Genomic DNA, 13,591 nt, shown 5'->3' with positions numbered 1-13,591 from the left:
GCGATCACAGGAGTGTGGGCGCGGCACCCAGGAGGGTGCGGGTGTAGTCGTCCTGGGGACGGAGGAACAGGTCGTCGGCGTCGCCCATCTCGACGATGCGGCCGGCGTTCATGACCGCGATGCGGTCGGACACATAGCGCACGGTGTTGATGTCGTGGGAGATGAACACCAGCCCGAGGTCGAGCTCGGCCTTCAGATCGCTGAGCAGGTTGAGGATCTGGGCACGCACCGACACGTCGAGGGCCGACGTTGGCTCGTCGGCGACGATCACGTCGGGCTCGAGCGCCAGGGCGCGGGCGATCGCCACGCGCTGCCGCTGGCCGCCGGAGATCTGGCGGGGCAGGACATCCATGGCTGATTGTGGCAGCCCGACGAGGTCGAGGAGGTCGCGTACGCGCCGCAGCCGGCTCGCCGGATCGCCCACTCGGTGGACGTTCAGGGGATCGAGCAGGGTGTCGCGGATGAGCATGCGCGGGTTGAGCGCCGTGGCGGGATCCTGGAAGACGACCGAGACCGCGCGCCCGAGCTTGAGGCGGTCGGAGGCCCGGGAGCCGAGCGGCTCGCCGCGGAACAGGACCTCGCCCGACGTGGGCCTCTGGAGGCCGACCATGACGCGGGCCATGGTCGACTTGCCGCAACCGGACTCGCCGACGATGCCAATGGTCTCGCCGCGCGAGATCGACAGGGACACGTCGTTGACGGCGTGGACGCGGCCGGGCTTGAACAGCGAGCCGGTCCGGGTGCGGTGAACGACGTGGACGCCGCGGAGTTCCATGACGGGCGTGTTCATCGGGTCAGCTCCTCGTCTCGCTGGCGCTCGCTCGGAGAACGTCCCGAGCTCGGCTCCTCGTCTCGGCCGCGGGCGTCGTGGGTCGCCCACGCGTGTTCGCGGCCCCGCACCTCGACCAGGCGTGCCTTCTGGTCGCGACCGACCTCGGGCCTCGACGAGCGCGGCGAGAACCGGTCGCCGGCGACGAAGTCGCGCGGTGACGGGACGACGCCCGGCACCTGGTGGAGGCGGCCCGTGCCCGACTCGATCGACAACACCGACCCGAGCAGCCCGCGGGTGTATTCGTGCCGAGGATCGCTCATCAACTCCCGCGTCGTGCCGGTCTCGACGACCTGGCCCGCGTACATGACGGTGATGCGGTGGGCGAGCTGCGCGACGAGCGCGAGGTCGTGGGAGACGAACACCATCGCGAATCCGAGCTTCTCGCGCAGGTCGTTGAGCAGGTCGACGACCTGCTTCTGCACCGTCACGTCGAGCGCGGTGGTCGGCTCGTCGGCGATCACGAGCTTCGGGTTGCGCGTCAACGCCATGGCAATCAGCACGCGCTGGCGTTGGCCGCCGGAAAGCTCATGGGGATAGGACTTCAGGGTCCTCGACGGGTCGAGCCCGACGAGTTCGAGCAGCTCCTCGGCCGTACGCTGCCCCCCGCGCCTGGTGAGCTGGGCCAGCTGGCTGCGGATCAGCATCGACGGGTTCAGGCTCGACAGCGCGTCCTGATAGACCATCGACATCTGGTGGCCGCGCAGGGCGTTGCGCTCCTTGGGGTTGAGCTTCAGCAGGTCGACGCCGTCGAAGAGGATCTCGCCGGTGATGCGCGCCGTCGGCGGCAGCAGTCCCATGATTGCCATCGACGTGATCGACTTGCCGCAGCCCGACTCGCCGACCAGGCCCATGGTCTCGCCCGGGCGTACGGAGAACGACACGTCGTCGACGATGTCCACCTCGCCGTGGGCGTCGGGGAACGCGATGGAGAGGTTGCGCACCTCGAGCAGGGGCGCCTCGGTTCCCTTGTGGACAAGGCGATCGGTACGCCGCTGCTCGGCCACGCGGAGGGCCGCCAACCGCTCGTCGAGCGGGACGACGTCCTCGGCGGGCTTCTCGACCGTCGGGGCCACCGCGGCGGCGTCGGCCGACTCGAGGCGATCGTCGAGCTGGACCCTGCGGCGCAGCTTCGGGCTGACCATGGCGTCGGTCATGCCCTCGGACAGGACGTTCAGCGACAGCACGGTGATCAGGATCATCAGGCCCGGGAAGAACGTCGGCCACCAGCGGCCCGACAGCAGCAGCGCCTTGCCGTCGGCGAGGATGTTGCCCCACGACGGGTTCGGCGGCTTCACGCCCGCGTTGATGAACGACAGCGATGCCTCGAACACGATCGCGTCGGCCACGAGCACCGTGGCGAACACCAGGATCGGCGCGATGCAGTTGCGGGCCACGTGTTTGGCGAGGATCCAGCCGGTCTTCGCGCCCATCACACGGGAGGCCGCGACATAGTCCTCGCCGAACTGGGCGAGCACGTTGGCGCGCACGACGCGGGTCAGCTGGGGGACGTAGAGGAAGGCGATCGCGCCGATCAGCACCGGCAGCGAGCTGCCCCACACGGCGACGAACACGGCGGCCAGGGCGATGCCGGGGAACGACATGATGATGTCGAGGACGCGCATCAGCACCTCCGACACCCACTTGTTCGCCGTGGCGGCGACCGAGCCCAGCACCGCGGCGATCGCCAGTGCCACGAGGGTCGCGCACAGACCGATCAGCAGCGAGGCGCGGGCGCCGAACGCCACGCGGGCGAAGATGTCGCGCCCGATCGCGTCGGTGCCGAACCAGTGCTCACCCGAGGGCGGGAGGACCGGCGTACCGCTGGCCATGGGGTCGAAGCGGGCAACCAGCGGGGCGAACACGGCCATCAGCGCGACGGCGGTGACGACCGCGAGGGCGATCTTGGAGCCGATCGGCAGGGCGCGCAGGCGCAGTCCGGGCTCGGAGAGTCGTTCTGTCAGTCGGCTGCGCATCACACGCTCCTGATCCGCGGGTTGACGAGCACATAGAGCATGTCGACCACGATGTTCACGATGATGAAGGCGATCGCGACGGTCAGCGTGACGCCCTGGACGAGATAGACGTCATTGCGCGTCACGCCGTCGAGGATGAGCTGGCCCATCGCCTGGATGTTGAAGATGATCTCGATGATCACGGCGCCGCCCATCAGGTAGCCGACGCGCAGGCCGAGCACCGTGATGGGGGTGATCAGCGCGTTGCGGAGCACGTTGCGGGCGACCACCACATGCTTGGGAATCCCTGCCCCGATGGCGGTGCGGACATAGTCGCGGTCGAGCTCCTCGACCATCGACGTACGCACGACGCGGGTCAGCGACCCCGCGACGGGTACGGCCAGGGCGAGGGCCGGCAGGAAGACCGAGTTCGCGTACGCCGCCGGGTTCTCGGAGAACGGGACCCACTGCGACACCAGCGCGGGGAACACGCCGGCACCGCCGGGAACGTCGCCCAGCCACTGGATCAGCAGGATCGCGAGCCAGAACGAGGGGGTCGCGAGCGCGGCGATCGACAGCACGCGGATCAGCTGGTCGGGCCAGCGATCGCGGAACAATGCCGCCACCACGCCGAGGACCAGCGCGATGACCACGGCGATCCCGAGGCCGATGAACGTGAGCTGGAGGGTTGTGGGGAACGCCCGGCTGACCATCTCGGTCACCGCGACGTTGCCGCTGGAGGTGCCGAGGTCGCCCTGCAGCATTCCGCCCAGGAACAGGCCATAGCGCACGAGCAGCGGCTTGTTCAGCCCGTTCTCTTCCCGGTATTGCTCGAGCGCGTCCAACGACGCCGACTCCCCCAGCGCCAGGCGCGCGGGGTCGGACGGCGAGAACGACATCACGAAGAAGACCAGGAACGTCACGCCCAGGACCATGATCGGCAGCGCGAGGAGGCGGCGGCCGATGAGGCGCAGCAGGGTGGACATTCACTCACATCCTTGGGAGTCAAGATCCCTGCACAGGCAGGGATGGGGGAAGGGGCGGGGCGACGGCCGTGGTCGGCCGCCGCCCTCGCCTCACTTGGTCGAGCCGACGCCGACGAACGACAGGCCGGTCAGCGAGATCGGCTTGAAGTCGGTGAGCGTCTTGGAATCCCACGCAGTGGGCGACTTGCGGTGGAACAGCGGATAGAGCGGCACCTCTTCGGAGATGAGGTCGAAGATCTCGCCCCACAGTTTCTTCTGGTCCTCGCCGGTGGCGCGCGAGGCCTGGTCGAGCAGCGACTGCACCTTGGTGTGGGACTCGGAGCCCTTCCAGTGCATGCGGGTGTCGGTCCAGGTGTCGCCCGCGTACCACCAACGGAGCAGGAGATCCGCGTCGTTGCCGAACACCGAGGGGTCGCCCGGCGCGATGACGAGGTCATAGGACTCGGGCTTGCCGTCGATGGTGTTGTAGACGTCGGCCGACTTCTTCTCGGTGAAGTCGACCTTCAGGCCGAGGGCCTCCAGCGACTCCTTCATGATCGGCGTGGCCTTCTTGACCCACGCGTGGTCGGTGCAGAGCATGCGGATCTGCTTGAGACCCGTCGCGGCCAGCAGCTCCTTGGCCTTCGCGGCGTCCAGCGCGTACACGTTCTTGGCCTTCTTGTAGGCCGGGTGATCCTTGTGCACGAAGCAGGTCGCGGGCTCGGCGTTGCCGAGGAAGGCGGTCTTGATGACCTTCTCCATGTCGATGCCGTAGAGGACGGCCTGGCGGTTGCGTACGTCCTTGAACGCCGGCGACACCCAGTTGAACATCGCGAACAGCAGCGAGAAGCCGGTGACCGACTCGACCTGCGCGGCGCCCTTGAGCGTGTCGATGGAGAGGTAGGGCACCGAGTCGATGGCCTGGACCTTCTGGGACTGCAGGGCGTTGGTACGCGTGGACTCGTCCGGCAGGATCGACCACTCCATCTTCGCGGCCTTGGCGGGGCGCTGGCCGGTGTAGCCGTCGAAGCGCTCGAACTTGATGACCTTCGAGGCGGCGCCGTTGTCGACCATCTTCCAGGGACCGGTGCCGACGGGGTTGGCGTCGAACGCCTTCTTGTCGGCCTCGACCTTGGCCTTCGGCACGATCTTGACGACGGCGAGGCGCTCGGGGACGAGCGAGAACGGATACTTCAGCGTGAACGTCAGCGTCGTGTCGTCCTTCTTGGAAACCTTGTCCAGGAAGGGGATGAAGCTGGCGTACAGCGACTTGTTCGCGGGGTCCTGCACGCGCTGGAAGCTGAAGACGACGTCATCGGCGGTGACGGGCGAACCGTCGTGGAACTTAGCGCCGTCGCGCAGCTTCGCCTCCCACGTCTTCTCGTCGACCTTGGTCGGCAGCGCCGCGGCGAGGGCCGGCACGCAGGTGCGGTCGGGCGTCGGGGCGATCTCGGTCAGGCCCTCGAGGGTGTGCCAGTTGGCGGCCACAGTCAGGGCGGCCGACGTGGTCATGGGGTCGTAGCCGTTGGTCCCCAGCTCGTAGGAGATGCCGGCGGCCAGCGTGCCGTTCGCCTGGGCCTGGCCGGCGGGTGCGCCGCCGCCCGAGGTGGTGCGCTTGTTGGGGTTCTCGCCGCCGCTGCAGGCGCCGGTGGAGAGCGCGAGTCCCGCGACCCCGACCATGCCGGCGGCCTTCAGGAACCCACGGCGATTGGTGAGCAGCTCCATTGTTACTCCTTGGGGAATCCATGACATCAGACATCTGATGTCCTGACAGGAGCATAACTCTCAGATCACCCGGGGGCAAAGGGAAGATCGGACGTCTGATGTTCATGGACCCCTCGGAGCCAGTGCCCGTTACATGTAGAGCACGCGGCTCAGCTTCACGGCGAAGTCCGCTGGGGGATTCGTGTAGCCGTCGCCGACGCGTTCCATGATCGCCGCCACGGCGAGGTCCCGGCGCTTCGGCAGGCGCTCGACCTCGGCCGAGGCGAGGGCCGCGGGCATCTCCTCGCTGGTGAGATCGGTGCAATAGGCCGGCGCACCGGGCTGCTGACGCCACGACTGGTCCAACGCGCCGGCATCGAATCCGTCGAACCCGGTGTCCTCGACCAGCGCGATGCCGACCGCGCGCTGCTGGGGGCCGTCGGCGGCGACGGGGATCGCGATCCGTCCGGCGCTACCGTGCGGCGCGCCGTGGTTGGCGAACGAATCCGAGCCGATCGCGTTCCACGCCTTGACGATCGGTCGGCCGAGCCGCTCCTGGACCCAGAGGCTCTCAACCTGACCGCCTTCAATGGCCTCGATCCTGGAATCCCGCGCCGGGTAGTAGTTCGAGGTGTCGACGACCACGGTCTCGCGGGGAAGCGACGAGACGAGCGGGGCGATGTCCGGGATGCGCGCGAGCGGGATTGAGAGGATGAGGACGTCGACGTCCTGCACGACGTCCGCCGAGTCGACGGCCCGGGCTCCCGTGGAGAGCACCTCCCGATCGATCGTCTCCGGACCGCGGGAGTTCGCGACCTTGACCTCATGCCCCGCGGCGCTCAACTTCTGTGCCACGGTCTGGCCGATGTTTCCGACACCGAGAATTCCGATTTTCATGGGTGACCTCCTTGGTCTGCCGTTGACCGCCCACCCAGCGGACCGCTAGGTGGAGACTCTCTCCGTATTATAGGTCAGTAAGCGGAGAGCCTCTCCGTGACGCACAGATCAGACGTCTGACCCACTGATATCGTGGCCCGCAAAAGGGGGTGGCCATGGCACGGCAACTGACCAGCGCGGCGACCGAGGACCGGATCAAGGCGTACATGCTCGAGAAGCGCCTGCGCCCCGGCGACCCCATCCCCACCGAGAGCGAACTGCGCGAACAGCTGGGCGTGAGCCGGTCATCGGTGCGCGAGGCCGTGCGTACGCTGGCCGCATTGGACATCGTGGAGGTGCGCCACGGCCACGGGACGTTCGTGGGCAACCTGTCGCTGGCGCCGCTGGTGGACGGGCTGAGCTTCCGCGGCATCCTCTCCCCCGGCGACGACCACAGCGCACTGCGCGAGGTGGTCGAGGTGCGCTCGGCGCTCGACCTGGGCCTGGCCGAGTCGATCTGCGGGGCGATGACCGGCACGACCAACGACGACCTGCGGGAGCTCGTGACCAGGATGGTCGAGCTCAGCGACAACGGCGAGGACTTCACCGAGGTGGACCGGCGCTTCCACGCGGCGCTGCTGTCGCGGGTGCCGAACAGCCTGCTGGGCGAGCTGGTGGACGCGCTGTGGGAGGTGCACACGACGGTGCTGCCGCACGTCGGAATCGCCACCCCCGATGACATCCGCGACACGGTGGTCGCCCACGGCGACATGGTCGACGCAGCGGAGGCGGGGGATGTCGGGGCGTACCGGGCCGCGGTGGAGCAGCACTATGCGCCGCTGCGGCACGTGCTGCAGAGCAACCGGGACTGAGTCAGGCGACGTCGAGGACGACATCGCCGCCGGGCGAGAGATTTTCCTCCCGATGTGTCACGAAACGGCCAGTCGATCGACTGCGCGCAGCAATCTGGGCGTTCTCACGCATCGAGTGGACGATTCGTGACACGAAGGGTCAGTCGAGGACCGTCACCGGCATGGCGATCGCCTCGCCCCGCAGCGCCTGCGCGACGTCGGCCAGCAGGTCGCGATGGACATGCGTACGCCGCCAGACGATGGCGATGTCGCGGTGGGGCGCGGGGGTGGCGAAGTCGCGGAGCGCGATGCCGGGATTCTCCACCACAGGAGGGGAAACGGCGAGGCGCGGCAACAGCGTGACGCCGACGCCCGAGGCCACCATGTGGCGGAGCGTCTCGAGCGAGGTCGCCTGGAAGCCGCGGCGTTCGTTGGCGCCAGACAGCTGGCAGACGGCGAGGGCCTGGTCGCGCATGCAGTGGCCATCGGCCAACAGGAGCAGGTCCTCGGCACCGAGGTCGGCCGCGATCATCGGCGTCGCGCGATCGGCGAGGCGATGGTCCGCGGGCGCGGCGAGCACGAAGTCCTCGCGGAACAGGGGTTCGGCGTGAAGCGCGTCGTCGGTGACGGGGAGCGCGACGAGGGCCGCGTCGAGGTGGCCCGACCGCACCTGGTCGAGCAGGCTCTCGGTCTTCTCCTCCACCAGCAGGAGTTCCAGGTCGGGGAACCGCTGGTGGAGCCCGGAAACCACGTGGGGCAAGAGATAGGGGGCGAGCGTGGGGAACGCGCCCAGGCGTACGGTGCCGGCCAGCGGCGACTTCGCCTGCCGCGCGAGCGACCGGATCTCGTCAGCCTCGGCGAGGATGCGACGAGCCCGGCGTACGACGCGCTGGCCGACGGCGGTGAACAGGACCTGGCGCGACCCGCGCTCGATGAGCTCGACGCCCAACTCGGCCTCCAGCTTCTTCAGCTGGGTGGACAGCGTCGGCTGCGAAACGTACGCAGCCGACGCCGCCCGCCCGAAATGACGGTGGTCATCGAGGGCGACGAGGTATTCCAGGTCGCGGAGGTTCACGCGCCCATGCTCGCCTGGTTGGGCACGTTGTCGCGCTCGCCGGTGTCGGCGGGCTCGGAGCCCGGGGTCTCGGGGGCGTCCGGTGCGCTCGTGCGGATCAGGTGGTCGAACGCCGCGAGCGCGGCCGTGGACCCCTGACCCATGGAGATCACGATCTGCTTGTAGGGAACGGTCGTGCAGTCACCGGCGGCGAAGATGCCGGGGACGTTCGTCGCGGCGCGATCGTTGACGACGACCTCGTGGCGGTCGGACAGCTCGATGCCGGAATCCTTCAGCCACTCGGTGACCGGCAGCAGGCCGATCTGCACGAAGACGCCGTTGACGTCGACCTGCTTCTCCTCGCCCGTCTCGCGATCCTCGAACTTCAGGGCGGTGACCTGCGAACCGTCGCCCACGACTTCGGTGGTCCGCGCGCTCTTGATCACGTCGACGTTCGGCAGCGAATGGAGCTTGCGCAGCAGGACGTCGTCGGCCTTGAGCTCGTCGAGGAACTCGATGACGGTGACGTGGCCCACGACACCGGCGAGGTCGATGGCGGCCTCGACGCCGGAGTTGCCGCCGCCGATGACGGCGATCGGCTTGCCCTTGAACAGCGGGCCGTCGCAGTGGGGGCAGAACGTGACGCCCTTGTTGCGGTATTCGTCCTCGCCGGGCACCCCGAGCGTACGCCAGCGCGCGCCCGTCGACAGGACGACCGTCTTCGCGCTGAGCTCGCCGCCGCCCTCGAAGACGACCTTGTGGAGCTGGCCGTCCTTGCCCGGAACGAGCTGGGAGGCGCGGACGCTCTTCATGGTGTCGATGTCGTACTTGCTCATGTGGTCCTCGAGCGCGGCGCCGAGCTGGGGGCCTTCGGTGTAGGGCACCGAGATCAGGTTCTCGATCGACATGGTGTCGAGGACCTGGCCGCCGAGCTTCTCGCCGGCGAGGCCGGTGCGGATTCCCTTGCGGGCGGCGTAGATCGCGGCCGCGGCGCCGGCGGGGCCGCCACCGACGACGAGCACGTCGTACGGGTCCTTCTCGTTGAGGCCTTCGGCGGCGCGCTCGGCCGCACCGCTGTCGAGGCGGGCGACGAAGTCGGCGATGTCCATGCGGCCGGAGGCGAACTCCTCGCCGTTGAGATAGATCGTGGGGACGGCGAGGATGCGACGCTCGGAAACCTCGTCCTGGAAGAGGGATCCCTCGACGGCGGTGTGCTTGATGCGCGGGTTGAGGACGGCCATGGCGTTCAGCGCCTGCACCACCGTCGGGCAGTTCTGGCACGACAGCGACATGTAGGTCACGAACTCGAGGTCCTGGTCGAGGCTCTTGACGGCCTCGATCGTGGCCTCGTTCTCCTTGACCGGGTGGCCGCCGACCTGGAGGAGGGCGAGCACGAGGGACGTGAACTCGTGGCCCAGCGGGAGTCCGGCGAAGCGTACGGAGATCTCGGGGGCGCTGGTGCGGACGATGGCGAACGAGGGGCGGCGCTCGTCGTCATCGACGCGGGTGTGGGTGACCTTGTCGGAGCAGCCGGCGATCTCGTCGATCATCTCGGCCATCTCATGGGACTTCGGCTGGTCGTCGAGCGAGCTGCGGAGCTCGATGGGCTCGCGCACCATCTCGAGATATTGGGTCAGCTGGGCGATGAGGTCCTGGTCGAGCACGTTTTCCTCCAAGGATCGGTGAATGCCGGCGAGGCGGCGAGGGGTGGGATTCCTGAACAGGGCAAGCGATTCGGGCGAGCCGAAGAGCCAGCGAGGGGCAGGAGGGGTGGTCAACGTTGGCTGAGCGAGCGCAGCGAGTCGAAGCGCTCGGGCTTCGACTCGGCCGCAGGCGGCCTCGCTCAGCCAACGTTGGTCATCGGTGTGGCTCGATCAGATCTTGCCCACGAGGTCGATGCCGGGCTTCAGGGTCTTCGCACCCTCGGCCTCTTCCCACTTGGCGGGGCAGACCTCGCCCGGGTGGCTGCGGACATACTGCGCGGCCTTGATCTTGCGGACGGTGTCCTCGGCGCGACGGCCGATGCCCTCGGCGGTGACCTCCATCGACTGGATGACGCCATCGGGGTCGATGATGAACGTCGCGCGGTCGGCCTGGCCGAGGCCCTCACGCATGTTCTGGAAGTTGTTGGTGATCACGCCGTTCGAGTCGCCCAGCATGTAGTAGTTCACCTTGCTGATCTCGGCCGACGCGTCGTGCCACGCCTTGTGGACGAAGTGGGAGTCAGTCGAGACGCCGAAGACCTCGACGCCGAGCTTCTGCAGCTCGTCGTAGCTGTCGGCCAGGTCGGCCAACTCGGTCGGGCAGACGAAGGTGAAGTCGGCCGGATAGAAGATGAAGACGGCCCACTTGCCGAGGACGTCAGCCTCGGAGACCTCGACGAAGTCCTTCTCGGTGGCCTTGAAGGCCATGGTCTTGAACGGGAGGATCTTGGTGTTGATCAGGGACATAGAGGGGGCTCCTTCAGTGGTGGATTGTCCTTCGTGGTCCCCAACCTACATCACTTCTGCCTATCGTTCGAGCCCGGGTCGATTGATTCTGTGGATGACGGGGATAGGGGGACTCAATGTGGCGTCGTGGCTGTCTAGGGTTGGAAAATGAGCACCGACAACACGCAGGAACCCAGGGACCAGCAGTCGGCCGACGAGCAGTCCGACCCCAAGCGGGAGGAAAGCGTAGAGAAGGACTCCCCACCTCCCACCGAGTCACCCGAGCATCCCGGTGACATGTTCGGACAGGTGTCGGCGATCCAGTCACTGTTCGGCGCGTTCACGGCCGAACGCCGGAAGTGAACGTCAGCGCGGAATCCAGCGCCCCTTGACGCGGCGGAGGACCTGGAGGCGACCGGTGCGGGCAACCTCGGCGACGTGCTCCCGCAGCGCCTCGGCCGAGCGATGGGCCTCGGCGACCTCCTCGGTGTCGCCGGTGTCGGGGACGGCATAGCGGACGATGATGACGGGTACGCCGCGGCGGATGTCGATGTCCTTGGCCTCGACCACGTGGCGGCTCGCGACGGCCTCGACGGCGCGGTCGAGCACCTCCTCGGGTTCACGCCCGGGGCGCAGGCCCAGGATCTGCAACGTGGCACGGAAAGACGGCATCAGCCCAGCAGCCCCTTGATCACCCCGAGGGCGGCGGCGACCTCGGCGTACGAGGTGGACAGGGGCGACAGGCCGAGCCGGATGCCGTCGGGCTCACGGAAGTCAGGGATCACGTCGCGGCGCCACAGCTCGGCGCAGATCTCGCGCGAGCGCGGATGGGCGAGGGTGACGTGACCACCACGATTCTCCTTGTCCCGTGGGGAAACCACGCGTACGCCGGGGAGCTCGGTGTCGACGGACTCGATGACGAACTCGCCCAGGCCAATGGCCTTGGCGCGGACGGCGTCGAGGCCGACGGAGTCGATGAGGTCGACGGTGTCGGCGATGCCGACCATGCCGAGGATGGGTGGCGTGCCGGAGATGAAGCGGCGGATCCCCTTGCCGGGTTGATATCCGGGACCCATGACGAACGGCTCGGCGTGGCCCATCCAGCCCTGGATGGGCTGGGCGAGGCGGTCCTGATGACGGGCGGCGACATAGCCGAACGCGGGGGCGCCGGGGCCGCCGTTCAGGAACTTGTAGGAACAGCCGACGGCCAGGTCAACCTTGTTCTCGTCGAGGTCGGAGACGACGACGCCCGCGGAGTGGCAGAGGTCCCAGAGGACCAGCGCGCCGGCGGCATGGACCGCGCGGGTGATGGCGGGAAGGTCGGCGACGTAGGCGGATTTGTAGGCCACGTGGGAAAGCAGGACAACGGCGGTGCGGTCATCGAGGACCCTTTCGACCTCGGCGAGGGTCACACCGGACTCCGGGTCCGGGGTGATCCAGACGAGCTCGAGGCCGTGCTCGCGGGCGACGCCCTCGGCGACGTAGCGGTCGGTCGGGAAATTCTCGGTGTCCACGACGAGGCGGTCGCGGCCCTGGGGTGCGGCAGCGGCAGCGGCGCGCAGCAGCTTGTAGAGCATGACCGTGGTCGAGTCGCCGATGTAGGTCTGGCCGGGGGCGGCGCCGAGGCAGACGCGCCCGAGGTCGTCGCCCAGGGTGACGGGGAGGTCCATCCACTGCTCGTCCCAGGAGCGGATCAGACGGGTGCCCCAAGCGCCCTCGATGAGGTCGTTGATGCGGCGCCGGGTGGCCTTGAGTGGGCGGCCGAGGGAGTTGCCGTCGAGATAGGCCTGCACGGCGGTGTCGCCGGAACCCATGTCCACGAACAGATCGCGGCACTCGGCGAGGGGGTCGGCGGCGTCGAGCTGTTGGGCGCGCTGGGTGAGGTCGGTCATCGGCCGACCTCCGTGCGGACCGCGTACAGCTCCGGGAAGAAGGTGAGGTCGAGCGCCCGCTGGAGGAAGCCGACCCCGGAGGAACCGCCGGTGCCGGTCTTCATGCCGATGGTGCGCTGGACGGTCTTGAGGTGGCGGAAGCGCCAGAGCTGGAAGTTGTCCTCGAGGTCGACCATCTCCTCGCAGGCCTCATAGACGTCCCAGTGGTCGTTCGCGTGCTCGTAGACGCCCGTGAGGACGGCGACGAGGTCGTCGTTCATGGTGTGGGCCTTCGTGACGTCGCGCTCGAGGACTTCGCGCGGGACCGCGTACCCGCGACGGGCGAGGCAGCGCAGGAACTCGTCGTAGAGGCTGGGCGCCTCAAGGAGCTCGGTGAGGACGGCGTGGGCGGCGGGGTCGGCCTCGTGGACCTTGAGCATGCCGCGGTGCTTGTTGCCGAGGGCGAACTCGACCGCGCGATATTGCCAGGACTGGAACCCCGAGGCGTGGCCGAGGAAGCCGCGGAACTCGGCGTACTCGCTGGGGGTGAGGGTGGCGAGGACCGACCACTGCTCGGTGAGGGTCTTCTGGATGTGTTTCACACGGGCGATGCGCTTGAGGGACACGCGCATCTCGTCGGCGGCGAGCAGCTCCATGGCCGAGCGGACCTCGTGGAGGACGAGTTTGAGCCAGAGTTCTGAGGTCTGGTGCTGGATGATGAACAGCAGCTCGTCGTGGTGAACGGGGTCGGACACCGGGTGCTGGGAGTTCAGCAGGGTGTCGAGGCCGAGGTAGGAGCCGTAGTTCATCTCGGCGCGGAAGTCGGTGTGGATGCCGCCCTCGATGTCACGGGTGTTGCGGGCTCGCGTTTCGTCGGTCACCTAGGCACCCTAATCGACCCGGCGGCTGACGTCTCGGGGCCGCAGGCAGATCGTTGGGGGAACTCGCCCGACGATCGCCATGTCCTCCCGAGCGGGCTTCGGAGGACGCAAGGATCCTCGGTTATCCACACCCGACCATCGCCATGAACTGTTTTCCACAGGGATGGGCGTGGGGT

General features: G+C 68.1%; 13 protein-coding genes. 2 read left to right on the top strand and 11 right to left on the bottom strand.

What is annotated here, in order from left to right:
• Nucleotides 1-4 precede the first annotated feature (4 nt).
• From ACYVAG_RS10085 to ACYVAG_RS10065, 5 genes are all read right to left on the bottom strand, one after another.
• Complete coding sequence (locus tag ACYVAG_RS10085) at nucleotides 5-790, bottom strand: ATP-binding cassette domain-containing protein (RefSeq protein WP_460769338.1); 786 nt, start codon at nucleotides 788-790, stop codon at nucleotides 5-7.
• Nucleotides 787-2,805: a dipeptide/oligopeptide/nickel ABC transporter permease/ATP-binding protein gene (locus ACYVAG_RS10080; protein ID WP_460769337.1), complete on the bottom strand. Its 2,019-nt coding sequence runs from the start codon at nucleotides 2,803-2,805 to the stop codon at nucleotides 787-789. The genes ACYVAG_RS10085 and ACYVAG_RS10080 overlap by 4 nt, the downstream gene beginning before the upstream one ends.
• Nucleotides 2,805-3,770: an ABC transporter permease gene (locus ACYVAG_RS10075; protein ID WP_460769335.1), complete on the bottom strand. Its 966-nt coding sequence runs from the start codon at nucleotides 3,768-3,770 to the stop codon at nucleotides 2,805-2,807. The genes ACYVAG_RS10080 and ACYVAG_RS10075 overlap by 1 nt, the downstream gene beginning before the upstream one ends.
• Nucleotides 3,771-3,860: 90 nt before the next feature.
• A complete protein-coding gene (locus ACYVAG_RS10070; protein ID WP_460769333.1) occupies nucleotides 3,861-5,474 on the bottom strand; it encodes an ABC transporter substrate-binding protein in 1,614 nt (537 codons plus the stop codon).
• A gap of 129 nt (nucleotides 5,475-5,603) precedes the next feature.
• Complete coding sequence (locus ACYVAG_RS10065; protein WP_460769332.1) at nucleotides 5,604-6,350, bottom strand: NADPH-dependent F420 reductase; 747 nt, start codon at nucleotides 6,348-6,350, stop codon at nucleotides 5,604-5,606.
• 155 nt (nucleotides 6,351-6,505) lie between these two features.
• On the opposite strand from ACYVAG_RS10065, the gene ACYVAG_RS10060 reads away from it, so the two are divergent.
• Entirely contained in the window at nucleotides 6,506-7,201 is a 696-nt protein-coding gene (locus ACYVAG_RS10060) for a FadR/GntR family transcriptional regulator (RefSeq protein ID WP_460769330.1), read from the top strand.
• Nucleotides 7,202-7,340: 139 nt separating this feature from the next.
• On the opposite strand, the gene ACYVAG_RS10055 is transcribed toward ACYVAG_RS10060, so the two are convergent.
• From ACYVAG_RS10055 to ahpC, 3 genes are all read right to left on the bottom strand, one after another.
• A complete protein-coding gene (locus ACYVAG_RS10055) occupies nucleotides 7,341-8,255 on the bottom strand; it encodes a LysR substrate-binding domain-containing protein (protein ID WP_460769329.1) in 915 nt (304 codons plus the stop codon).
• Nucleotides 8,252-9,898: an alkyl hydroperoxide reductase subunit F gene (gene ahpF, locus ACYVAG_RS10050; RefSeq protein WP_460769328.1), complete on the bottom strand. Its 1,647-nt coding sequence runs from the start codon at nucleotides 9,896-9,898 to the stop codon at nucleotides 8,252-8,254. The genes ACYVAG_RS10055 and ahpF overlap by 4 nt, the downstream gene beginning before the upstream one ends.
• 210 nt (nucleotides 9,899-10,108) lie before the next feature.
• Nucleotides 10,109-10,684 (bottom strand): alkyl hydroperoxide reductase subunit C, encoded by a 576-nt coding sequence (gene ahpC, locus ACYVAG_RS10045; RefSeq protein ID WP_460769326.1) that lies wholly within the window; start codon nucleotides 10,682-10,684, stop codon nucleotides 10,109-10,111.
• A 147-nt stretch (nucleotides 10,685-10,831) separates the two neighbouring features.
• On the opposite strand from ahpC, the gene ACYVAG_RS10040 reads away from it, so the two are divergent.
• A complete protein-coding gene (locus ACYVAG_RS10040; protein WP_460769325.1) occupies nucleotides 10,832-11,026 on the top strand; it encodes a hypothetical protein in 195 nt (64 codons plus the stop codon).
• Nucleotides 11,027-11,029: 3 nt separating this feature from the next.
• Here ACYVAG_RS10040 and ACYVAG_RS10035 read toward each other — a convergent pair whose 3' ends face one another.
• Genes ACYVAG_RS10035 through kynA form a run of 3 tightly spaced genes read right to left on the bottom strand, consistent with a single transcriptional unit; the run spans nucleotide 11,030 to nucleotide 13,415 of the window.
• Nucleotides 11,030-11,335, bottom strand: coding sequence for a hypothetical protein (locus ACYVAG_RS10035; RefSeq protein ID WP_460769323.1), 306 nt, complete (start codon nucleotides 11,333-11,335; stop codon nucleotides 11,030-11,032).
• Entirely contained in the window at nucleotides 11,335-12,555 is a 1,221-nt protein-coding gene (locus tag ACYVAG_RS10030) for a kynureninase (RefSeq protein WP_460769321.1), read from the bottom strand. The genes ACYVAG_RS10035 and ACYVAG_RS10030 overlap by 1 nt, the downstream gene beginning before the upstream one ends.
• Nucleotides 12,552-13,415, bottom strand: a complete 864-nt coding sequence (gene kynA / locus ACYVAG_RS10025) for a tryptophan 2,3-dioxygenase (RefSeq protein ID WP_460769320.1) — start codon at nucleotides 13,413-13,415, stop codon at nucleotides 12,552-12,554. Before kynA ends, ACYVAG_RS10030 begins: the two co-directional genes overlap by 4 nt.
• Nucleotides 13,416-13,591 lie beyond the last annotated feature (176 nt).

Source organism: Mariniluteicoccus flavus (assembly GCF_054776655.1).
This window is presented reverse-complemented; position numbering and strand designations above follow the sequence as displayed.